Annotated in this window: 15 protein-coding genes and 1 pseudogene; 6 read left to right on the forward strand and 10 right to left on the reverse strand. The window is 36.7% G+C overall.

Annotated elements, in window-relative coordinates; genetic code table 11:
- Position 1 precedes the first annotated feature (1 nt).
- Both IPM92_16105 and IPM92_16110 read left to right on the forward strand, forming a co-directional pair.
- Entirely contained in the window at positions 2 to 967 is a 966-nt protein-coding gene (locus tag IPM92_16105; GenBank protein ID MBK9109846.1) for a class I SAM-dependent methyltransferase, read from the forward strand.
- A gap of 34 nt (positions 968 to 1,001) precedes the next feature.
- A complete protein-coding gene (locus IPM92_16110; GenBank protein ID MBK9109847.1) occupies positions 1,002 to 1,505 on the forward strand; it encodes a hypothetical protein in 504 nt (167 codons plus the stop codon).
- Positions 1,506 to 1,637: 132 nt separating this feature from the next.
- On the opposite strand, the gene IPM92_16115 is transcribed toward IPM92_16110, so the two are convergent.
- The 8 genes and pseudogenes from IPM92_16115 to IPM92_16150 form a co-directional block, all read right to left on the reverse strand.
- Positions 1,638 to 9,959 carry a DUF11 domain-containing protein gene (locus IPM92_16115; protein MBK9109848.1) on the reverse strand — a complete coding sequence of 2,774 codons (8,322 nt, stop codon included), beginning with the start codon at positions 9,957 to 9,959 and terminating at the stop codon, positions 1,638 to 1,640.
- Between the two features lie 236 nt (positions 9,960 to 10,195).
- On the reverse strand, positions 10,196 to 11,056 hold the full coding sequence (rfbA, locus tag IPM92_16120; protein ID MBK9109849.1) for a glucose-1-phosphate thymidylyltransferase RfbA: 861 nt from the start codon (positions 11,054 to 11,056) through the stop codon (positions 10,196 to 10,198).
- 47 nt (positions 11,057 to 11,103) lie between these two features.
- On the reverse strand, positions 11,104 to 11,433 hold the full coding sequence (locus IPM92_16125) for a hypothetical protein (protein ID MBK9109850.1): 330 nt from the start codon (positions 11,431 to 11,433) through the stop codon (positions 11,104 to 11,106).
- Entirely contained in the window at positions 11,381 to 11,800 is a 420-nt protein-coding gene (locus IPM92_16130; GenBank protein ID MBK9109851.1) for a hypothetical protein, read from the reverse strand. The genes IPM92_16125 and IPM92_16130 overlap by 53 nt, the downstream gene beginning before the upstream one ends.
- Positions 11,797 to 13,167 (reverse strand): 23S rRNA (uracil(1939)-C(5))-methyltransferase RlmD, encoded by a 1,371-nt coding sequence (gene rlmD, locus IPM92_16135; GenBank protein ID MBK9109852.1) that lies wholly within the window; start codon positions 13,165 to 13,167, stop codon positions 11,797 to 11,799. The genes IPM92_16130 and rlmD overlap by 4 nt, the downstream gene beginning before the upstream one ends.
- 27 nt (positions 13,168 to 13,194) lie before the next feature.
- Positions 13,195 to 15,114: a PD40 domain-containing protein gene (locus IPM92_16140; protein ID MBK9109853.1), complete on the reverse strand. Its 1,920-nt coding sequence runs from the start codon at positions 15,112 to 15,114 to the stop codon at positions 13,195 to 13,197.
- Positions 15,115 to 15,161: 47 nt separating this feature from the next.
- Positions 15,162 to 16,226 (reverse strand): tetratricopeptide repeat protein, encoded by a 1,065-nt coding sequence (locus IPM92_16145; GenBank protein MBK9109854.1) that lies wholly within the window; start codon positions 16,224 to 16,226, stop codon positions 15,162 to 15,164.
- Between the two features lie 358 nt (positions 16,227 to 16,584).
- Positions 16,585 to 17,573: pseudogene (locus tag IPM92_16150) on the reverse strand (SPASM domain-containing protein).
- 243 nt (positions 17,574 to 17,816) lie between these two features.
- Here IPM92_16150 and IPM92_16155 point away from each other — a divergent pair.
- Entirely contained in the window at positions 17,817 to 18,395 is a 579-nt protein-coding gene (locus tag IPM92_16155; GenBank protein MBK9109855.1) for an aminoacyl-tRNA hydrolase, read from the forward strand.
- Between the two features lie 1,062 nt (positions 18,396 to 19,457).
- On the opposite strand, the gene IPM92_16160 is transcribed toward IPM92_16155, so the two are convergent.
- Entirely contained in the window at positions 19,458 to 20,054 is a 597-nt protein-coding gene (locus tag IPM92_16160) for a hypothetical protein (protein MBK9109856.1), read from the reverse strand.
- Between the two features lie 40 nt (positions 20,055 to 20,094).
- A complete protein-coding gene (locus IPM92_16165; GenBank protein MBK9109857.1) occupies positions 20,095 to 20,691 on the reverse strand; it encodes a hypothetical protein in 597 nt (198 codons plus the stop codon).
- Positions 20,692 to 21,214: 523 nt separating this feature from the next.
- Here IPM92_16165 and IPM92_16170 point away from each other — a divergent pair.
- The 3 genes from IPM92_16170 (at position 21,215) to porQ (ending at position 25,108) form a co-directional block, all read left to right on the forward strand.
- Positions 21,215 to 23,341: a peptidylprolyl isomerase gene (locus IPM92_16170; GenBank protein ID MBK9109858.1), complete on the forward strand. Its 2,127-nt coding sequence runs from the start codon at positions 21,215 to 21,217 to the stop codon at positions 23,339 to 23,341.
- 109 nt (positions 23,342 to 23,450) lie between these two features.
- Positions 23,451 to 24,074: a toxin-antitoxin system YwqK family antitoxin gene (locus tag IPM92_16175; protein MBK9109859.1), complete on the forward strand. Its 624-nt coding sequence runs from the start codon at positions 23,451 to 23,453 to the stop codon at positions 24,072 to 24,074.
- Positions 24,044 to 25,108, forward strand: coding sequence for a type IX secretion system protein PorQ (gene porQ / locus IPM92_16180; GenBank protein ID MBK9109860.1), 1,065 nt, complete (start codon positions 24,044 to 24,046; stop codon positions 25,106 to 25,108). The genes IPM92_16175 and porQ overlap by 31 nt, the downstream gene beginning before the upstream one ends.
- The last annotated feature ends 349 nt before the right edge of the window (positions 25,109 to 25,457 follow it).

Below are 25,457 nucleotides of genomic sequence, written 5' to 3' on the forward strand. Positions count from 1 at the left end.
TATGTCGGAAATAATTCAACAACTTTTTGAAGTGGCTATCATCATTGATGGCAATAAAATTAATTTTTTAAAGTCAGCTTCGACATTGGAAGACAATCAACAGCAAACCAAAGATGTTTTCACCGACAAATGGAGTTCAACACATACTTTGGAAGATGTTGAAAAACTCTATCAAACACAGCAAGAATGGTTTTTGAAACTTTATGGTTTTGAAACAGAGCTCGCGTTGCAAGAATACTTAATTCCTAAAAAGGTAATTATCGATACGGGTTGTGGCCTCGGATATAAAGCTGCCTGGTTAGCTAAATTGGCTCCTCATGCGTTAGTGATAGGTATCGATATATCTGATGCAGCTCAAATTGCTGCTGAGTCTTACAAAGACTTAACAAACTTATGGTTTTTGCAAGCCGATATTGCTGCTACAGGTTTAAAACCACATTCTTGCGATGTAGTTGTATGCGACCAGGTCATCATGCATACAGAAAATCCCGAACGAACGTTTGTTCATCTTGCTGAATGCACTTCCCAAACCGGAGAGTTTCTCTGTTACTTCTATCGAAAAAAAGCATTGCCAAGGGAATTAATTGATGATTACTTTAGAAAGGGTACACACCATATTTCAAAAGAGGATATGTGGAATTTTTCAGAACAGCTTACAGAACTTGGAAAGAGATTGTCAGCTCTGCAAGTGAATTTCGAATGTCCTGACATTCCATTACTTGGAATTAAAGGCGGTGAGTACGATATTCAAAGATTTATTTATTGGAATTTTTTAAAGTGTTTCTGGAGAGAGGATTGGGGTTTCGAACTTTCAAAAATAACAAATTACGACTGGTATGCTCCAAGCAACGCCCAACGATTCAGCAAGGAGGAAGTGTTGGGTTTAGCCACTCAAAATGGAATGTATCCCCGTTTTTTTCATGAAGAAGAAGCTTGTTATTCTGCATGTTTTAGTCGCAATGTTTGAAAGCTTACAATTTTTTCTATAAAATAGTTAAGACATGACCTTACAACAATTTTTTAATTGGATTCAGGAAAATCCAATGATCACTTTATATTATTATGGAGGACTCTTATTGGCTGTTTTATTATTAAATAATTTGGCCGAACAAAAAGCTCAGTTATATCCATGGAATTGGATGTACAGTTTTATTATTTATTTGGTTTGTATTCCCGGAATCTTTGCAGTGACACTCAATGTGTATTTCTTTCTATTTGAAAAGAGGAGTATCCTTGATGCAGAACTTTTATTACAATTTTTGCCTATTGTAATGATGTTTGTGATCATTTACTATATTAAAAGGAATGTAAATCTGGATGATATTCCCGGATTTGAAAAAATCTACGGTCTGATGTGGATGATCTCTCTATTATTATGTCTGATGTGGGTCATTGACCGAACGCATCTATATGCCATTTGTTTTGTACCTTTTTATTATGTCCTTATCTTTTTAATGGCATCTATTTTTATCATCCGATATTTTTCAAAAAAATTTACGCAGTAGATTCATTTTAAATCCGGTTTCAGGTTCTTGTAATTCCCTGTACATAAAAAGTTGCATCAAGATGATAACAAAAATAAAAGACCACTTAACAAAATGCTAAATGGTCTTTAACGCCGGTAAGAATAGTTTTCTCTATTTAAGGACGGACAATGCCAGACGCTCATTGATTCCGCCTGCCTTTAGATCTATGGAGTACAACCCACTAGGGATGGACTTTAAGTCAAGTTTTATCTGAGTATGCTTCTCGCTTTTCTCTACGGTGATACAGGTAGATTGCAATTCTTTTCCATACATATCGATGATCGCAATTTTAACAGAACCTTCGACAGATTTCTCTAAATTTAATATCGCTATTTCATTTGCCGGATTCGGAAACAGCCAGGCTAATTTTGGTTGAACAACTTCGTTATTGAAAATACTTACTTCATTACTTTGCAGATACTGTTGATTTGCATCCAGGCCAATTACGCGGTAGACATATTCTCCAATAGAATGTATCTCCGGTACTTCTGTTGTAAATTCACAATTAGAAATTATTTCTGAAGATTTGACAGGATGATACACCTTATAAAATTCAAACACATTTGTTCCCGGAATTTTTCTTTCAATGCGGAAAGCATCTGAACACGTAAGATTTTCCATTTGCCATTTCAAAACATGTGATTTGTTTCCAGCTGATACGCTTAATTGAATTTGGTTGATATTTACAAGCGGCCTTTCCAATTCTTGCTGATATAAAATAAAATCACGGGTATTTGTTTTTATTCCCAAAGCCGGATTATAAACGCCTGCCCCAATATCCCTAATCGTATCGCATGAAGATCCACTCAGTTTATAGCTCGTCCAAATACCATAGTCTTCTGTAAAGTCAGAGTCTCGTGACGGATCACTACCTTGGAGCGGCGGAGAAAGCTCAAAGCCGCTTAATGGGGCAATTCTTAAATAATAATCCCCAGGTTCGACGCAAAAATTATAATAACCATCATGAATAAAACGGGTATTGTTCGAATACGTTTTAACACGGGTATAATAGGTGTTAGAAGGCAATTTGTAGATATAAACGAATAAGCCATTGATTCCATTTTCAGCATTTTGTTGAATGCCATCTTTATTTCCATCATAAAATACAAATCCTGTAATTGGAATACATTTAAACAAACCAAGATCCCAACTCAGGTCTTCTTCGCCACTCATCAGATTGGTATTTTCAGTTGCGTTAATCCCATTATCAGTACCGACATCGCTATCTTCTAAATCATTTCCTATATTACTCTTCGTGATGGTGTAACCGCCGGGTATTATAAATTTAATAAAATAATTTCCAGGTAAAATATTGTCAAATAAATATCTGCCCGAAGCATTTGTTTTTGTCGACTTAACAAAAGCTTTGGTATCGGCTCTGTACAACTCAACCATCACATTCGCAATACCTTCCTCTCCTGGTTCCTGTATTCCGTTTGCATTCCGGTCGTGCCAAACAAAATCACCAATGCTTGCTCTTAAACCATATCCCGCAACATCGTGATCGTCTTCATCCTGGTTTGCTAATAATCCTCCTCCCAGGATATTGTTATCGTCTGTATCTCCCGGCTTCACCAATCGTTCATGTGGAGCATCAGATGCCGGTTTGCTATCAGCGTCCAACATGCTGATATCCATACCGCTGGTGTCGAAAGCCTGTAAGATTTCAGCCCAATTGAAATAATCAGATATTTCAGTGCTTGGTACGGCTAATAATTTGATATCTACAGAATCAATATCTCCTTGATTTAATGTCTTACTGAATCGGTATTCTGCCCGTGAACCATTTAAAATCCAAGCGGGATTTTTTGTGGGTAACCAATGGTAACCTACATTCAAATAATCACCTATCAAAACCGATTTTGCAGGAATATTTCCCTGATTAAAAATTTTTATTCTAAAAATCGCGGTATCCCCCGATGGTTCAAGACTCTCTTTTCGCAAAGCCAGATCATGTAATAACAACATCGCTGGATCGTGATCGTCCTCATCCATGATTCCATCTCCATCAGTATCCATTCCATCATCATCAATAAAATTGTCGCTGATGGAATTTGGAATACCACCCGGATCATTGTTTTTATTAAAATCGAATTTGGAGTCAAGGTCTTGCAAGTAAATGTTATTTTCAAAATCTATAGCTCGTACAATTTCAGAAAAATTGGTCAAATTGAAAACACCTCCCGCATATTGCTGCACGCGCATTTGAATAAATAGACGAACACTATCGCCGGGATTTAATAAAGTGTCTTTTGTAAATGTAGCCGAGTGGGTCCCGGCATCATAGATCCATCCAGTATTTGGCAACCAAGTGAAACCGTTTGGCAAATAATCCACTACGGAAAACTGCACCGCAGGAATATTGCCTTGGTTATATACATTAATAGAAAAGATAGCAGTATCTCCATAATTCACCGGCAAATTTCCATGATATAATTTGCACAATGCAAGATCAAATATACTTGGTGCTGCAGGATCATGATCATCTTCATCTCCACCAAGGTCCTGAGAATTTATATTATTATCATTTGGTGAGCCTGGTAAAACAGCTCTTTCTAATAAGTGATCTGTTCCTTCGCGACTATCAAAATCCTGACCTGTTCTGTCTAATGAATCGAGATTCTGTGAACCAACGATTTCAGCATAATTGATCCAGTTTGCAAAATCATCAGTTGGTTTTAATTTTAAATACAATTTGACACTAAGACTATCTCCAGGATTGATGCGTTCCCGCATGATATGCTCAGCATGATCTCCATCTAATTTCCAAGTCGGATGATTTTTAGCATACACAAAATCATATCCTGAAGGGATGTGGTCGCGGATTCCAACGCGTCCTGCGGAATCTGTTCCCTGATTATAAATGGTGATTTCAAACTCAAGATCCTGTCCGATGGTATGCGGTTTTGGACTCAGGAGTACTTTTTTCAAAGCAAGGTCCCACACAAAAGTTGTGGCTGGATCTTTATCATCCTCATCAAAAATTCCATCCATATTGGAATCCATGCCATCATCATCTATATGATCATCCGAATCTGTAGAAATAATTCCACCCGCATCGTTGCTAATATCCATATCATGAACGCTATCAAAATCGTCTTGAAGAATATTCAATATATGATGAACGGTAACGATAAATGCATTCTTAACTTCAGCCATATTCACCCAGTCACCGGGATCAGTTGTAGGTAACAATTCCAGAGTAAGGGTCTTCACAACTGAATCTCGCGGGTTTATTATAATTGGAATTTCAGATGTGACCATGTTGTTTCCAATAGATGTCCATTCCGGATTATCAGAAGCATGAAAGATAAATCCATCCGGCACATAATCCACCAAAGTGATATTTTGCGCAGGCACATTTCCCTGATTATACAACCAGATATTAAAATCCACTTTTTGATGATAGCCCGTTGCCATCATATTAGCTCTCACTTTTCGCAATGCTAAATCAAATATGATCGTGTTCGCTACATCGTGATCATCTTCATCCTCACCTGGATTGGTCCTTCTATGTCCTTTTAAAAAATCATCATTCGGGTCGAATGGCATCACAAGATTATCATTTCTCCTTTCACTATCCGGATTAGAGTCAATGTCCACAGGTGGAATATGATTCGGAGATTTAAAAGAACTAATCTCAGCAGCATTGATCACATCATTTACATCCTTAAAGCCAGCATGAATACTGATGATTAAATCTGTTATCAGACTATCGCCCGGACCTAAGGAATCAATATTTAATAGTAAAGTAGTGTCATTCAGAAATTGCCATTGCGGATTTAGTATTGGATCAAATGAATAATTTTTTGGTAAATAATCCAAAACATCAACTTGAAGTGCTGGTAAACTACCCTGATTGTAAACTGCAATACGGAATGCTACATAATCTCCATTTGTTGCTGTAGTGGATGTGATTTCATATTTACGAAGAGCCAAATCAAAAAAATCAAAATCCGTACAAACCGTATCCTTTTCATCTGAAAGTCCATCCTGATTGATGTCTAACAATGATTCATTAAAAATGCCAAATCCAGCCAGAAATGCACCTTGCTCATTTTTCTTACAAGCCTGATAATAATTATCACCGGTACTTCCTGCACTGTAATCGAGGATAAGGTGTACGTCTATATAAAAACTGTCTGAAGAAAATTCAGCTAAAGATCTGTCAATTGCTAATGCCCAACCTTGAATACCCGGGGTATTCGATAAATTATTTGACTGCCCATTATTTATTTTAAATGAAGCAGATGAAATCACCAAGTCATTTTCAAGTTGAGGAAGATCATATAATGAATATATACCGGCTGCACCGCCTTTATTTTGTGCAACAATCAGATATTTTACAATAATAGACTCATCAACTAATTTTTCTTTAGAAATTAAATATTTTTCATGTTTGATCTGCGGAAGATCTCCGCAAAATGTGTCTCGCTTTTCAGGACGAAGATCATTGTTTAAATCGATCATGGCTACATTAAATAGTCCTTCACCAATTCTTGGAATAGCACTATTTGTAAAACCACAGGATCGATAGATATTATTTCCCTGAGTGATTGGATCAAAGTCCATTTGCACCATGAGATCGATGAAAAAGCTATCTCTTTCGCCTATCTGAATTTGTTGTGATGGACTTAAAATCCATCCATCAACAGGAACAATAATTGGTAACAAACCAGCTGCACCGGTATTTGAATGGTAAGCTGCATGCTGTATTATGATGTCATCATCAAAAGTTGGCCTGTCCAGCAAATTATAATCACCGGTGGCGCCACCTTTATTGTAAACAGTAATGAGGTATTTTAAACTATATTTTTCGAGTTCCGTTTGTTGGACTTCCAACAGCACTTTATTTAATTCGAGATAGGGTATATCTGTACAGATGGTATCTGCAAGATCGTATTGCCCATCTCCATTAAAATCCAGAAGTGCGCGATTAAATAATCCTTCACCAGATACCGGAATATTGGAAGAAAAACCGCATGCAGAATAAATATTATCACCATCAGATCCAGGTCGTAAATCTATTTTTACATTGACTGTGAGAAATACTGTATGTTTTACACCTGGAGCAATAAGCTGGTTTGAAATAATAGTCCACGGTCCTGTCCCAAACAGCGCACCACCTCCCTTTCCGGGAATGTTTGTGGTGTAAAATGCAGCTAAAACTTTGATATCATTATCAAAACCGGGCATATCCTGTAATGTATAACTACCCGTTTCATTTCCAAGATTTTCAATCTCAATTCGATAAATGATATTATGCGAAGCATCAGATTGAATGGTATTTGAAAATAAAGTTTTTTGAACACTGATATTGGGCCTAGGGCAAATAGATGGAGTTGTGAAAAGCGAATCGAGGCAATCATAATTGTCAGCATCTCTGATTTCAATTTTATATGTTGAAATTCCATCTGCATGAAAATCAGAATTAGGTGCCATTCCAACTAAAATTGCGGATCCATATGATGATGTCCCTAAAATATTTCCGTTCAACAGTACCTCAAATCGGCTGGTGGGTCCCGGTTGTGTATTATCAGCGCTAACGAGCACCGCAAACCAATCATCTGATGGATCATTTACAGTACCGTTATTATTACATTCGGTTTGCAAAAAGGTGTTGATTTTTAAGCCGCAACATTCCACAATTTGTACCCGGTAGTTACAATGTTGCCATGTAGTATCTCCTGAAATGTCAATAGCATAATAGTAATAAGCTTCATAACCATCTTCCAGACCAAAAAATGTTTTATCAAATAATAAATTTTCAGAATTGCCAACGATTGTTTGTGTAGTACTGTCAAACCAACAATAATGCACCATGCCCGGCACAGCAAGTAATTGAATCAGGGCATCTCTATTGCTGCATAATTTTTGGAGCGGAGGACAGCAATTCTCCGGTTGATCAAAAGCATCGATGGAATCGACCCTGCAATGCTGATCAAAAATGTAATAGGCTCTGATGATGATATCGTCAATTCCATCAGCTGCCAAATTCTTAAATTGCACATGGACGATTCCATCGGGAACTCCTTGTACTATTTGGGTCTCACCACTTGAAAGTTCAATAAAAATATTCCCTACCGGACAATTGCTTGCCACTAAATTAAAGGAGAGATCAAATCCATTTGTCAATGGATTGCATAATGTATATTGAAGATCTTTTAATGCTACTTTTCCGGGTATGGTTTGGAAAAAACCAAAATCAAATGAATGATCGTTTTGTCCACTGATTCCTGTAGTAATGTCCAAATAAATATCACCATTCATTGCAATTTTACCATCACTATCAATCTGGTCATTGTTTGGAGCTCCATCATCAGGTGGAGATAATAAAAAATTCAACAATGCAGCTTGTGAAACCGGATCAGTTATTCGCAAGCGATAATCTGTTTGTGGCCACAAAGATGTAATGTTATAGATATATGATGTTGGATATGGATTATTCTGTGGTGGCTCCTGATTTGAAAAGATATATTGACCATATTCATTGGTAATGGCAAATGCTACCAATGTATCATTGTGCAATAATTCTATTCTAACTCCCGGTATAGGTGGTTCGGTGGGATCCTGGACTCCATTATTATTCCTGTCAGACCAAACATAATTTCCAATTTCAAGCGGCGCAGCTTTGCTGAATATTTTCATATCACCAAGTGCATTACTTTTACCAATCAACAAACCAAAATCTTCAGGTATAATAATATATCTTTTATCCCAGTCTCCTGATTGATTATTCAAATGTAAAACACCACTGGTGAAAGAACCAAATGGATCCACACATGAACTGACAACATCTCGATATCCGGGACACAAACTCAAAGCGCCATTTAAACTTTCTCTTTCAACAACCAATCCAACTTTAGACATCGCATGATCCCCAAAATAGTATTCTCCGCCACCGGGACCAAATCCTGTATTTCTTCCGGCCGTTTCGTTTACGCCATCGTTGGCATTGTTTTCAATGATAAATTTTGATTGGATGGGATCAAATCTTGCTCTTAAGATATCTCCAAAACTAATGATTGTATGTATTCCATTTCCTTCAAGATCGTGTTGGTTAATGCCTCCTTGCATCGAATAACGATCCATCATTCCCACAATCATAACATCATCATCTTCAAATTCAATATCAGATAAAACCGGTTGCGGGTGTTGACAAAACACATTACCGCCATCCGGACAATCTCCATTCCAGGTATCCAACCAAGGATTGAAATTATATTTATTTGTGAAAGCCGGATAATCCAATGGAAATTGGAGTACTTCGGTAAAGCTTTCTGTATTTGGATTGAATGCATAAACAAATGCTGATAAATCTGAAGCCGATCCCATAGGTCCGGATGCATCACACACGACCCCTACATACAATATTCGCCGATGCATTTTTGCTGCCCAGGGTCTGAAGTTACCATTTGAACATCCCGGATCAGGTATGTCGAATGAATCTACATCTGCGGCATCGGGCATTTCAAATGGCAGATTTATAAAAATAGAATATAATTTGCGGGTATGCAGATTGATGAGGTACAATGTTTTTTCATCTTCTGAAATGTCCATTCCTCCAAAAGATATCTTTCCAATTTTACTATATGCTAAGGAATCTGTTGAAACGGGCGGAATTTGCAAAGGCAAATTTCGCTGTGTATTATTCGGAAAATCGCCTGATGGTATACCTATTGAGTTGAGATCCAGCAAAGGAGTAACATTGTTGGATTGCATATTTAATTCGTACAAACCACCATAAGATAATGGACCAATTCCGCTATGCCTTTTTAAGGCAGCGGAGGTAAATATTTTTCCACTTGATTTCTGAATGGCTACGCCCCAACAACTTCCAATTTGACTGCCGGTACCGAGACTCGTTACATTAGGGGCCATGCCACCGTGTTGACTTTGCAATATTTCATTTACATTTTTGCCGCCTGCGAAATAATCAAATTTTATAAATGCATCGAAGTTTGTAAAAGCTGATTGCGGGTCGAGTGGATCACCCATAACATAACATGGAGTCAGTATTTGAGGGTCTACACAATAATTTCCTGGATAATTTATACCATACTCAAGGTTTGAAGGATTGTTCAAAAGAAATTGAACAGAAGAGCTTTCATCAGGGTGCAAAGGATTTACAGGTCCACAATAATCAAAGGCTTTATGCTGCCTGAATTCTACCCTGTATGGCGGGTTATCAACAGGATTTACTATAAAATCACCCAGCTCATTTGTAAACGAAATGCTGGTATTTCCCTGAAGTCCGGTAATAATAATCTGAATTCCTTCAACACCGGGCTCAAAGTAAATCAAGCTGGAATCTCTGCTTCCATTGGCATTATAATCTCGGTAAACTTTTCCCGTTATTTGTCCATATAAGCCTGTAAAACAAGAAAATAGGAATATACATAGGAAGAGTTTACCAAATGTTTTGTGGTACATATTGGTCTATTAGGCTAGCCAATGAAAGCAAAAACCATACCATTATATTATAAACTGTGTTTATATGAATTAAAAGACCAGAATTCTTGAGAAGGAATTCCATCACAGGTTTTACTGAATGAATCAGCAGATTCAATTCTAAAGTTTAAAACGCCAATTGATGAGGTATTGCCATAGATGGCCATTCATCTAAAGGAGGGATTTTTCAATGCAAAATCTATTTATATTTGAAATTCCTACATCAAGAGTTTGCTTAGATATTCACCATAAGGGCTCTTTTGCAATTTAACTGCCTGCTCCTGCAACTTTTCTTTGGAAATGTATTTCATTAAATAAGCCACTTCTTCCGGACAACCAATTTTTAAGCCCTGTCGCTGTTCAATGACTTGAATAAATTGCGATGCTTGCATTAAAGACTCATGAGTGCCGGTATCTAACCATGCAATTCCTCGTCCCATAACTCCTACTTTGAGTTTTCCTCTTTTCAAATATTCTTTATTTACATCGGTAATCTCATATTCACCTCTTGCAGAAGGTTGAAGATTTTCCGCAATTTCGACAACAGTATGATCATAAAAATAAATACCGGGAACCGCGTAATTTGATTTTGGAGTTTTTGGTTTTTCCTCTAATGAAAGTACTTTATTTTCAGCATCAAATTCCACAACACCGTAGCGCTCAGGATCAGCAACGGGATATGCAAAGATGACAGCACCTTCAAGGCTTGAATGACAGCGCAACAATTCCGGAAATTTACTTCCATAAAAAATATTATCACCAAGAATAAGACAAACTGAATCGTTTCCAATAAATTCCTTTCCCAATACAAAAGCTTGTGCCAGGCCGTTTGGAACTTGCTGTTCCTTATAAGAAATTTGAATTCCAAACTGACTGCCATCTGCCAGTAGTTCTTTAAACTTTGGAAGATCTGTTGGAGTCGAAATAATCAGAATATCCTTTATTCCAGCCAACATCAATGTAGTCAAAGGATAATAAATCATAGGCTTGTCATACACTGGCATCAACTGTTTGCTCATAACGAGTGTGAGCGGATACAATCTAGTGCCATGTCCTCCTGCAAGTATTATTCCTTTCATGAATTTTTTTTTATAATAGAATAAATGAAATTGAAAATATAAATAAATTATTTATGCTGAATTAAAAGTATAATTGCTTTAAGCATTTCATCAAGTGGATTCAAATCTTCAAAAGAAATGAGTTCTCCTTGTTCCAATTTATGCAATAAAATATCCGAAGTCCGAATCGCCAGACCACAACGCAACATGGTAAAATTAGTTTTTAATTCATGCAAACTATTAAAAATTCTTTTTGCATCAGCTTCCCCAATCCTTTTTTGGATTTCTATCATTTTGAGGTTTGCATCATCAACCCATTCATCCAATAATTCTTGGAGCAATAACTCATCCTGAAAAGTCAGATCTCGTAAAAATTTTATATGAATTGAGATTTCCATAGGGTTTGTATAATGTTTCGTCTCTCGGATAGAAAATAAACTGGGCTCCTAATTCAGATAACACAAAAAGGCAAACATGCTCCGTATGCTCATTAAATACTTTTTGAAATTCGGCAATCCGATCTTCAAGAATAATGTTTTTAACGGAAAACTCTTCCAGACTGGAAGCGTGCACTGACCATACACCTGTATTTGGACCTGCTTCAATAAGACTTACCCCCATTTCCAACTCCTGTTGATGTAAAATAAAAATAGGATAGTTCGTAAGTTCCTGATCCAGCATGATTTCCAATGCGTTATTCAGTGCTTTGCGGTATCTTTTCAGATCTTCCTCCAGCTGCAAGTATTTTTCTATCGGATCGCTCATGTTCGCAAAGATAATAAGGCTACACATTCGACATGATTGGTATGTGGAAACATATCGACAGGGCTCAGTTTAATGACTTTATATTTCTCCGAAAGCCGGTCTATATCTCTTGCCTGAGTGGAGGGATTGCAACTTACATAAATGAGTTTTTCGATTTGCATCTTTAATAATTCCTGGCACACTTTGTCGTGTAATCCCATTCTGGGAGGATCAACGATGACGATATCAGGCCTGGCGCGCTCTAAAATCCAGGAAGATAACTCAAGTGATTCAGCCATTCCCATATGAAATTCGCAGTTCTCCAAATTGTTGGCCAATGCATTTTTTCTGGCGTCCTCAACGGCAGCCTGAATGGTTTCCACTCCGATAACTTTAGCTGCATTTCGGGCCAAATAAATTCCTATACTTCCTACCCCGCAATATAAATCGAGAATTGTTTCTCCACCTTTCAATTCACAATAACTTTCGATGAGTTGAAACAATACTTGGGCCTGTTTTGGATTTGTTTGGAAAAAAGATTTCGGACCAATCAGAAACTTTACATGTTCCCATGTTTCTGTTAGGAAAGGAATTCCATAAAAAAGTTGCAAATCCAAATCATAAATACTATCGTTATATTTAGTGTTGACCGCGGTATATATACTTTTAATTTGTGGAAATGTTTTCGATACAGCATTTGACAATTGGTGGATCTTCTCCTGATCATCCCTTCCAAAACATATAATACACATATATTCTTCCAGACTATTGCTTCGAAGAGTTAAATTTCTCAACAAGCCTGTATGATTCTTAATATCATAATAATCCCAGCCTTGTTCCATGGTATATGCACGAATAAAATTTCGAATGTCATTTGATACCCCCCCTTGATGAAAACAATGATGGATGTCAACAATTTTTTGAAAATGCCCGGGACGGTGAAAACCTAAAGCTTTATTTTGATCTTCAGCTGTTTCAGTTTCATTAAATAATTTCCAACGATGCGTTGAAAAGGTATATTCAAGTTTATTTCTGTAATAAGTAGTTTCTCGGGCCGGGATAATAGGTTCAAATAATGCATTTGGAATTTTGGCAATTCGTTGTATCGCATCCTTTGCCCACAATTCCTTCTGATGCAATTGTTCAGCATAATCAATATGTTGCCAGCTACATCCTCCACACACCCCAAAATGTGCACAATGAGGCTCTTTGCGATGTATGGAAGCTTGGATCAATTGATTTATTTTGCCAAACCAGGATCCTTTTTTCTTGGCAAAGAACTCAACCTCTACTTCGTCTCCGGGAACTGCTCCTTCAACAAAAACGACCATTCCTTCTGCGTTTCTTCCCACGGAAAAACCATTATTGGCTATTGCATGGATATTCACTTTTTCATTTTCTCTTTCTGGCTGCCATTAGTCAATAATTGTAAATTCAATTCTTCTGTTTAAACGTCTGCCTTCTTCTGAATTATTATCCGATATCGGTTTAGATTCACCCTGACCTTTTGCTTCCAAACGATCTGCCGTGATGCCTTTGGTCAACAAATAATTCACTACTGCTTGGGCTCGATTTGTAGAAAGCAATTGATTATCTAATTCCTCACCTACATTATCCGTATGACCTTCTATTAAAATCTTTAATTTGTTGTTTGATTTCAGGATTTTATACAATGCATCTAATTCAAATTTACTTGCAGGCAACAAAACATCAGATCCGGTTTCAAAGAAAATATTCTTTAAAACGACTTGCACATCAATGGATTCCTGTAATTTGGATAAATCGACATTTAATAGGAGCGGTCGATAAACGGATCTTGGTTCATTGCATAAAAATTGCTCTGTATATAAATTGTATAAATCATGTTGCACTTGAATAGCATAATCGGATCCTGCAGGCACTGAAAATAAAATTTGTCCCAGCACATCCGCTTTTTGAACCAGCATTAATTTTTGAGTGCTTAGGTTATATATTTTTACTTCCGCCTGCAACGGAATTTTAGTTGACTTATCCTGAATCTTGATTTTTACGTAAGTTGCAGCTACAACTTGCATTGAAGCTGGCAATGGAATCTCATACAAGTCCAAATTCGCTTTCATCCTGTTATTTTCAAGGTATTCATGGTCACTTGCCATCCATGCAGTTTTACCATTCGGAAGAACAATCCAGGAAGATTCATCGCCAATTGAGTTTGGAGGATATCCCAAATTGTTGACCTGGCTCCAATGATTGTTTGAATCCAAGGTGCTAACAAACAAATCTTTCCCCCCCATTCCCGTATGTCCATCAGATGCAAAATACAAAGTGATGCCATTCGAATGTAGAAATGGACTCACATCATCTCCTGTTGTGTTGATGGGCTCGCCTATGTTTTTGGGTGTAGTCCATTTTCCATCTTGCTTTTTATGTGAAAACCAAATATCTGTCCCACCTAAAGTTCCCTTTCGGTTGCTTACAAAATGTAAAGTTCTTCCATTGTTTGAGATACAAGCCTGGGACTCATATGCCGGAGTATTGATTTGCTCACCAAAATTCCTGGGATTGGACCATTGGTTTCCATCCCATTCCGAAAAATATAGATCGCAGCCACCAAGTCCTTCTCTTCGGTCACAGGAAGTAAAAACCAATAATTTTCCATCAGCTGAAATAGATGGTGAGCCTTCATTTAATGGCGTATTGATCACATCCAATGGTACGGCCATCGACCAAGTTGTATCCTGTTTGATTGCATAAAAAATATCTTCATCACCTCTTGGACTTCTTCGCGTGAAGTAGGCGAGTTTTCCATCTGCTTGTATGCTAGGCATATATTCTGAAAAATCCGAGTAAAATGCCGCTATGCGTTTTTGTTGAATCTCAAAATTATAATTCGTAGAATCAGCTGCAAATGAAATTTTCTTGTACAAAGTTTTTGCTTTGCTCAGTAAATCTATATTGGATGATTCTTTTGATATAAAAACTTCCATGTTTGCCTTGGCACGAGCAAACCTTTCCAATTTATACTGCACTATAGCAAGGGTATAATAAACTTTAATCTTATAAAATGAATCCAACTTTAATGCTGTTTCGAAATGTTTGGCAGCGGCTGTATAATCATTGAGCTCATAACAGACGGAAGCCAATTGAATTTGGGCATCGATAAAATCCGGAAATTGTTGGATGATTTTGCTAAATGAATTTCGGGCCTTTTCAAGTTGGCCATTTTTATATTCTGTTTGGGCCTGGTCAAATTTTTTGCGAAACTTTGTTGATACAGTTTCCAAACTTACCACCGCCTGAGCATCCATAGCATGTAAGTAAAGACAAGTTATCAATAAAATGAAAAGGTGTTGCATCCCATTTTTATATCAGAACGTTTAAAGTCCTGAATCTGGTGTTTACATTAAGACAGTTGAGCCAAAAATTGAGTAGCGGATGCATCGCCCAATTCTGCTGCCTTTTTAAGATCGAGAATGTAATCTGCCTTACCGGCTGCTTTTCTGGCTAAACCACGTTGCATAAATACTTCTGCTTTGTTATTTAAATCTGCAAGTCCATTGGTTTCAAGACTTTTATCAAAGGCATCCAGAGCTGCATCAAGTTCACCTAAGGCAAATAATGTTTTACCATAGTTGAACCAGGTTTTTGAAATATGTTTGAAGTTAGGATCAGTTTCCGGAAATTTTCGGGCAACTAACAGTTTATATTCAAATTTCGCGAGCTCAAACGCTTTCATTTCAAGATGACAATTTCCTTTGGCGCGTCTTGATGCCCAATGCAAAGGTTGAAGCGCGATAGAATGCTTCATTGATTGCTCAAAACTTTCCAAGGCAGCCGGATAATCATTTTTAACCATGAGAGTGCGACCAATACCATAATGCGAAGATGCATTCATATTGTCAATGGCAACAGATTTTTTAAAATCATAGAGCGCGTCTTCGTAATTTTTCAAATGAAAATTTACATACCCTCTAATTTCGTATGCCTGTGAATGTCTGTTGTATTTTTCAATAGCGTCTGTCAATAATTGAATAGCCTCAAGTTCCTTACCTGTTTGTTCAGCAAGTTTTTTACCTTCCAGGTATAACATCACAGATGACTTTTCTCCTTTGGGCTCAATATGTACATGTTGCAAAATAGTGCCATTGTCTGCCATCCATGCATTCAGGCTACCTGAAGCAGAAAATTGCGCACAATATTCCAATAAGCTGACTGTGTTTTTCCAGATTTTTTCGGAAGTTGTACCAATAAAACGATTAATGGTCAAACTAAAATCTTCGGGTACAAACAACTGTTCGGTTGTTTTAAACAATAGTTCTTTTTTGTAAAGAACCTCAGATTTTTGTTCAAATAATTGGATGACTTTTTGGTAAGACTTTTCATTTCCAAACTCAAACTTTCCCTGAACGATGACTTTAAAAAAATTGCCTGGAAGCATAGCTTTGTATAATTGTTGTCGGTTTGCCAATGACAAACTCAATTTTTGAATACTCGTAAAGGCTTCGCTTTTCTACATTGTTGTTGACAATGTTCGGTATCGAATAATAAAAAATATGTATTATCCTGATTATAAAGCCAACTACAAAGTTCAGAAGATTTCTTGAGAAAATTTTATAAATCGCTCAAAATCAAAGAATTAAATTTTTACAATACATACATATCTGGTTTATTGATGATTACATATTCAATTTTTTATGCTTTAAAAATTATTAACCGGGCTCCGACAATATACGTTACAATTCAATCTAACATACTGCCAATCAAGCGGGTAGCTCTATGCCCGAATCTTACCCTAAAAGTTTTATAAAATTGTGAATTTCCGATCTTTAAATCCATACTTTGGTCCCCTCTGTACAGTTTTTACATATATCAATATTTTTCCTTGATTTCAATAAATGCTGTCTAAAGTCTTTATAGGTTTTATTCTTCCATATCTCACCAAATTCTTCTGATTGCACGTTTCCCATAACATGTTGTGCATCCTTATCAAAACAACAGGGAACAACCCTTCCATCCCAGGTAATCACCGGGGCATTCCACAATCGCCAGCAGTGGTTCATCAATTTATTTTTAATTTTATATTGGCCATCTTTTTGTTTTTGATACCTTGAATAAACTTCTGACTCCGGAATCAATTCAGACCCTCCTGAATAATCATAAATCTGTGCTGTTTTAAAAGAATTTCATCACATCCCAATTCTTTTGACAACTTTTTTGCATCCAACATTTGATGAACATTCTTCTTCACGACTAAAAATTGGAAAATGATATAGGGCGTTTGGCTGGAAAGCTTGGATTTAGCTTCTACCAAATTCTTTATTCCGTTTATCACTTTATCCAATTGTCCGCCAACCCTGTATTGCTGGTATGTTTCCTGACTGGTTCCATCAACAGAAATAATGAGTTGATCCAGTCCCGAATGAACAATTTCTTCCGACACTGAAGGCGATAAAAAATGACCGTTTGTTGAAGTGGATGTAAATATTCCAGCCCGATGCGCTTGAAAAATTGCTGTGCATATTTCAGGATGCAAAAATGGTTCTCCCTGAAAATAAAAATTAAGAATCCAAAGCTGCGGATACAAATTAACCATCCACTGATGATAAGATTCCAAACTCAGATGTCCTGTCGGTCTTTGGAAGGATCTCAATCCTGAAGGGCATTGCGGACAACGCAAATTACAAGCAGTTGTTGGCTCTATAGAAATGGAAACTGGCAAACCCCACTGTACAGGTTTTCCCAGTATCCTTGAAATATAATAGGAAACAAAGACCAAACTAAAATTCCACAATCGCTTTAAACTCGCTTTTCGAATGATACGCAAAAAAAGTGGAATGGTCACAACTGGTGTTTTCACAAAGTTAAACGAACGAGTTATGAAAAAAGCATTTATATTTTATATAGTCAAGCTCTTTACAAACTCCCCGCTGAACACCTCGGCAAAATATTAAATGAAATAAAAAATAATGCATATTAAATTCAGAATCGCGAAACCCCCGATTTCATATCGTCAGATTATCGTTTGTTTATTACTTTGCATCGATTTTGCGAAAATTCTATGAAATATCTTATTGCAGGCTTAGGAAATATGGACAAAGACTACTTCGGTACACGGCACAATATTGGATTTGATGTAGTCGATGAAATGGCCACAAAACTTCAAGCCAGTTTTTCAACAGGCAGTTTAGCTCATTTTGCACAGTCGTCCTATAAAGGAAGAAAATTGATCCTGATCAAACCCACTACCTACATGAATCTGAGCGGTAAGGCCATTAAATACTGGATGACAAAGGAAAACATAACTCTGGACCATCTCTTCGTAATTTTAGATGATTTAAACCTCCCTTATGGGAAAATTCGAATTCGCCCCAATGGTTCAGATGGTGGGCATAATGGCTTAAAAGACATCCAACAAAATCTCGAAAGTAATCAATATGCCAGATTGCGGGTTGGAATTGGCAATACTTTTTCTAAAGGCAAACAAGTTGATTTTGTTTTGGGCAAATGGAATCAAGACGAACTGAAGCACTTTGATAAAATAAAAACACTGGCTGCTGAAGCTTCACTTTCTTTTTGTTTTGCAGGTTTACAAAACACCATGAATATTTTTAATGCCAAGTCAATAGAAGAATTGTAATCCTTCTGATTTCATCATCAGGTTCAAACTCATTCAAGAATTATGGCTTTGAATATAAAGAAGCTGCTGTTTTATTAGAAAAGACGGTAATCCTTTTTTAAAATTTCAAACAAATCAAAGATGGTTTGATTTATTTTATGACCATCTATAACATGAAGATTCTCCAATAAAGCGCTCCATTTTGCGAAGCCAAAAAGGAATATACATTAGATCTGCACGGCCCAACATGTTTGATAATATTCAAACTATTGATACTTTTTTTTCTGAATGATTTTACTAACATTAAAAATTTATCTTTTAGCATTGCAAGCCAAACGGAACTTGAAATGCAGTTTTCAAACTACTTTTCTATAACTTATCAATATCACCTATGATTGTCTTTCATTTTTTACATTAGTTTCTAACGAACGTTAGTTTTTGCTATATAATTGCCTGGAAACGTACATAAAATTAATTACCCCCATATACTCAGAACATACAACGGCATTGTGTTTAGAAAACAGAAAAAACTTTTATCTCATTATTTTTAAGTGACTTGATCATTTAAAAATAATGGCATCAAATGAAGTTTAAATTCAACCGAAACAAGCATAGGTCTTAAATAATGGAAGCAGCCAAAAATAGCTGCTTCCACTATGGCAAATCACAAAACAAATGAAAAGCTTTATAAACCAAAATCAAAAAAAATCTCAGCTATACACATTCAATAGGACATATCAGGAAGGAATCATTTTAAACATGCATCCAATTCCTTTCAAATGTTGCACAAAAGATCTTTGGAGTTTCATCTAAAAAGCTAAGACTAAGGGACAAAACCGAATACCGAAGGTCCAAGCTATTCATCATTTAACATAGTCTTTCGCGTTCACTCACCTTTGTGGCAAACACTTGACACTTTTAGGATAAACTCGATTGTTATAAAGTCTTCAAGGAGTTTCTATTTTAAATTGAGTATTCATTACTTTTCAAGCATTTTTTTTCCGAAAATATTGAACAGAGGATTTCCTTTTAAATTGAATAGATGATTTGTTGAAAAACAATGCTATTGGGGCATACCGTTGCCTAAAGATTTTTGCAACAAGCATAATATCCCGTTTCGCATTTAACTCCACATTTCATTTGAATCCCGGACCCAACCAATGTCCCGCCGTGTTCAATAGTGCATTCTGTTGATCCCTTTCCTCCATGGTCGCAATTTGATTTGTCAGTATTTGCTTTGCATTTACAACTGACCTCTTCTACGTCAGGATCCGACAGTGGACCACCATTTCCATAGAAGAATGGATAAACTTCGGGGCCACTTACCTTGGTCAAACCATAACCCGAATAATGCGCCGTTACATCCGGCCCAACAGACCACCGAATTGTTTTACCAGACACCAGTTCGATGATCAGTCCGTTGAAAACTTCACGTACCGCATGTAATTTAAGATTTTGTTGAAATAAGTGCTTGGACTGCGTATACAAAACAAAAATAGCCTCACTCGAAGTCCCTTGTGATTTTAACAGGACAACATAACCATTGCCACCTATCATATGGTAATCCATTGATTCGGATCGGGTCATTAAACTATCAGTTTTTGCAAATTCACGCTCAGAATCGCAAGAAAGTATTGGACATAATGTTGCCATTAATAATATAAGCTTAATAAATTTCATGTTTTAAATTTAGATGATTAAAAAATAATTGAATTTCTGATCATACACTTTTGCAACAAGCATAAAAACCAGATGAACATTTTACACTGCATTTTTCCTGGATACCAGTCCCGGCTCCGGTAGCAGAACCGGAAATATTGCAATCTGGAGACCCCTTACCTCCGGCATCGCATTTTTCACTAGTTGAATTAGTATAGCATTTGCATTTAATATATTCAACTTCCGGCTCATCCAAAATTCCATTCTGGTTATAAAACAACTTGTGATGATAGGCGCCGCTAACTTTTGATAAACTGTTTCCGAAAAAATCTGCACGGTCTTTACTTTGAATTGAAAGTTTTATAGATTGTCCATCCACCAACCTTAATTCTATGCCATTTTGTGTTTCATCAATGCTGGCAAGTTCTAAGGACTTTGTGAAATTTTCTTTAAAGTCCCTTCTTAGAATGTATACATCATCATTTGTTGTAGCATCATTTTTTAATAACAACAAATAGTGATCAATGGCCCGAAGCGTGTATGGCTCCGATGATAAATGGAGAAGCTCATGTGTGTTTTTTCCGCTCGGTACATCTTCGTCGCAAGCTATAAATAGCAAACATGACCAAAATAAAATGGAATACAATGTGTGTCTCATCTTGTTCATTTAACTGGGTGTATAATCGTCCTTTTTCACGCAGTTGGACAGCTGCGTCTGAATTTACTATGCATAGAATTTTCAGAACAGGAGCAAAACAAACATTGCATACTTTACATAACAAATTATTTGAATGAAATCTAAGCTGTTATTTATTCAATGAGGCCATCAAATGATTTAATGAAATTCAAAAGGAAAATTTTCAAAATGCACACATTGGAATGCTTGTCTAGACTTCATTAATAGAAAGCCAAATTCCTTGAGGAGGATAGCAGGCTGTTGACCTATTTAAAATATCGAATCATGGCTAAATCATCAAAAAAGCTTCAGCCTTTGACTTGGGCCCTTTTTAGTTTGAGGAACTGCTGGTTATTCCACTGATTTTTGGCAAAGGGCAGATTTTCAAAATTTTACAATAAAAATAAATGGGAATCCTATTACCTTTGCAAACCTTAAAAAAATGCTTTTTAAGCTGGTTTTTTACATCTAATTATTTGAACATCAATATATTAAAGATTCGATTATGGGAATGATTGCTAGTATCCGTAAACGTTTGTGGGTTGTAACTGTACTTATGGCCCTCGCACTTGTAGGTTTTATTGTGATGGATATGACATCCGGAGGGTCTGCTTCTTTATTCAATAATCCAGATTCTGTAGGTAAAGCAGCTGGTCAGGATTTGAGTTGGAGAGAATTTCAGAATACTGAACGCGTTTTATATGCCAATTCAGAAGTTGACTACTTTGGACGAAAAGATTATCTCTGGAACCAGTTTGTGGAAAAAAGTATCCTGGAAGCTGAGGCAAAACATACCGGCACAGGCATCAGTGAAGGCGAAATGCAGGAATTGCAGTTCGGTTACAATTTATCACCTATCATTCAGCGGAATTTTACGGACCCAAATACCGGCGCGATCAATCGCGAACAATTAAACGTTTTTAAACAAGGCCTTGAGGATGAAAGTCTTGACCCCAGACTTAAGGACTTTTGGTTGGTCCAGGAAAAAGAAGTGAATAAAGACCGCATGCACTCGAAATTAAACAACCTCGTTGCTAAATCTCTGTACATGCCCAATTTTATGGTCGAACGCAACCAATACGAAAGTAACTACAGACTTGATTTTGCCTATGGAGTGATTCCTTACAACGCCATCGATGAGGAGGAAATAAAAATAGAAGAAAGTGATTATGAAGCGATGCGTAAGGAAAAGGAAGCGTCCATTCGCACAGAAGAAGAAACCCGTACCGTTAAATTGGCAATTCTGGAAATTATCCCAACGTCCGAAGATAGTGCAACACTAAGAGAAGCAATAGCCTCTAAAATAGATGCTTTTCAAACGAGTACCAACGATTCCAGTTTTATTATCAGCAATTTAGGTACTTGGGAAGATGCATACAAACAAGCTTTTGAGTTAAATCCGGCCATTCAGGATACACTTTTCAAAATTCCGGTGGGTTCTGTTTATGGCCCTTACATTGACAATGGAGAATACAGGATTTCAAAAGTCCTGAACAGAAAAGCAATTCCTGATTCTGTAAAAGCAAGCCATATTCTCATCCGTGTTCAAACAAGAGAACAATACTTATCTGCAGTGAGCTTATTGGATAGCATTTCCAATTTAGTAAAAAATGGTACTTCAGGTTTTGATTCACTTGCCATGAAATTTAGCCAAGATCAAGGATCAGCTATAAAAGGTGGCGATTTAGGATATACCACAAAAGGCAAAATGGTCAAACCATTTAATGATGCTATTTTTTATCAAATGAAAAAAGGTGAACTCAAAATTGTACTCTCACAATTTGGATTACACCTAATATATTTGGAAGATGCTGCTTACAATAATAACACCATAGAAGTGCATCTTGGAACCATAGGCGAAACAATTCTCCCGGGTGAACAAGTTGCCAATAGTTTATACGATTATGCCCAAACGCTGATTCAGGAAAACAGAACACTTTCAGCTTTAGAAGAAGCGCTCAATAAAGAAGGAAAATACAAATTGGAAGTTGCCGGAAATTTATTTGAAAATACTTATCAAATTGCTACGATCGGGGCTTTTTCAAATAATACTGCCAGAGATATTGTGCGCTGGGCATTTGCAAAATCTACCAATGAAGGGGATGTAAGCCCAGAAGTTTATAGTATTCAGGAAGAAGTCAAAAAGTACACTCACAAATATGTCATTGCTGGTTTGTCAGAAATTGTTCCAAAGGGTATAGCTTCGATTGAACCATTCCGCAATCAGTTTAAGAATGAAATCCTCAAGCGCAAACGCTATGAGAAGATCAAAAATAAAATAGGAAATGTTACGGATCTTACTCTTGTCCTCGGCGAATACACTTTAAATACAATAGATACTGCAATTAATATTTCTCCATTTAGCGGTTATATTACAAATTATGGAGAAGAATCAAAAGTCATTTCGAATCTCACAAAATTGGAAGAAGGTCAGACTTCACAGCCGCTTATGGGCGAAAAGGGTGTTTTCGTTTGTAAAGTTCTTAAGAAAAACATTCCTCCACCTTTAGCAAATCTCGATGCCTTCCGTGCGTTTTATGTGCATCCTGCGAAAAATGTAGTCATGAATTATATCATGCCTTCTCTCAAAAAGAAATATAAGGTTGCCGATAATAGGAGCAAATTTTTCTAGTTTTGTCAACTCATTAAAATGAACATTTGAAGCCCGGGTACATAGTGTCCGGGCTTTTTTTTTGATGCCCACTCAACAATGATATCGGTTTTTTATCGTTATAGCCATTATGAAAAGTTCGATTGTTGGATTTAGCTTGTTGAGTATCCTATTCCTGATTTCGTGTAAAGGGATCAAACAGGTCGAAACCAAATATGAAAATGGCCGGACCTTCGAAAGTTATAGCATTCGTTTAGAAGGAAAGGACAGCATTCGCGAAGGTTCCTACAAGAGATTTGATGATGGTGGAAATATATTGGAAGAATGCATTTATCTAAATGGGAAAATTCATGGTCTTCGGAAAATGTATTTGGATGGAAAACTGATTAGCGAAGAAACCCGCGATCAGGATAAATACCAAGGCCCATTTAAAGCTTACCACAACAATGGCGCAGTTCAGCTCGAGGCTGAATATATAAATGATGAAATGACCGGATTGGTCAAGGTTTATTATCCTCATGGCGGATTAAAAGAAACCGTTACATTTGATAAAAATGTTGAAATGGGACCATTCAAAGAATACCATGAAAATGGCAGATTAAAAGCTGAAGGGGTATATCACCAGTTTGAAGGTCCTGTTGAACATGGTGAATTGAAATTGTACGATACCAGCGGTATTCTGATTAAAATAATGCAATGCGACATGGGTAAATGTTCAACAACATGGAAAAAAGATTCACTCATTATAAACTAATTTTTATCTGTATTTTCTCTACCGGTTTGGTGTTTAGCCAAACAGGTGGTCAACACATTTACCAATTTATGAATACCTCACCTGGCGCACGCATAAGTGCTTTAGGTGGAATGCCCATATCGTGGCGGGCCAATGATCCGGCAGCAGTTTATTTAAATCCTTCACTCTTAAATACTGAGATGAGTGGTGCTCTTCATTTTTCAAGCTTGTCCTATTTCTCTGATATTTCATTTGGGCATTTTAGTTATACACATGGCCTGGACAGCGCAGATATTGCTTTACAGCTTGGCATCCACTATGCAAATTATGGGGATATTACGCGCACAGACCCATTCGGTAATTCAAATGGAAGTTTTAAAGCATCTGATTCGGATATTTATCTTGCGGCTTCAAAAACAATCAAAGAACGCATTCAGCTAGGAGCCAGTCTTCATTATATATCTTCAAGTCTCGATTTATATTCATCACAGGGATTGAGTTTAAATGCCGGAGTTTCTTATTTCAATCCTGAAAAAAAATTCGGCTTGAGTCTTTTGTTTAAGCACCTAGGATTTCAATTAAGTAAATACCATCAGACTTCAGAAAAACTACCATTTGAAGTCCAACTAGCATATTCTAAAAAATTAAAACATTTACCACTGATCTATCACATCGGAATTCAACATCTTCAAAAATGGAATGTGCGTTATGACGATCCTGATTTGCAGGATGATGGTGTTCTTTTTGGCGATACCAATGAAGACAGCGATTTTTCAAAATCGTTTTCAAATGCACTTAGGCACTTTGTATTTGGCGTTGAGTTAAATATTGGTAAAAAAGAAAATTTCTCGTTGCGTTTTGGATATAACAATCTTCGCAATCGCGAACTATCTCTGGCTGACTACAGAAGTTTGTCCGGTCTTTCCGGTGGTTTCGGAATTAAAATCTACAAATTCAAATTCGATTACTCCTATGCATCCTACCACATAGCCGGTGGCAGTAGCCAAATCAGCATCAGCACGAATTTGAATCATTTTTTCGGAAAAGAAATATAGATTGAGGCTAAAGGGAAAAGACTGAAGGGAAAAGCTTAAAGTTTGAGTTTAACTAACAAATGTTAGTATTCATTAATTTAGGTCTTGTAAATTTATGATTGTCTGAAGCGGCAATTTCTGATTTCAAGATTTTATAAAATAAATTCTTTCTTCAAACAAAACATTCAATAAATATTCACATGATGTTTTCTTTTAGCTTACTTCATTAAAGCGTTTTATTTCATAAGAATCTCTCATTGCGGGATAGTATCGGGTAACAAGGATTGCCTGCCTCTGTCTGAAACTATAATTTTTGAAACGATATAGGAATCGAATTTTTTTTCTTACAGTCGGGGGTGTACTAATGTCT

The sequence above is a fragment of the Saprospiraceae bacterium genome, assembly GCA_016719615.1.
In the GTDB taxonomy this organism is placed as follows: Bacteria; Bacteroidota; Bacteroidia; order Chitinophagales; family Saprospiraceae; genus Vicinibacter.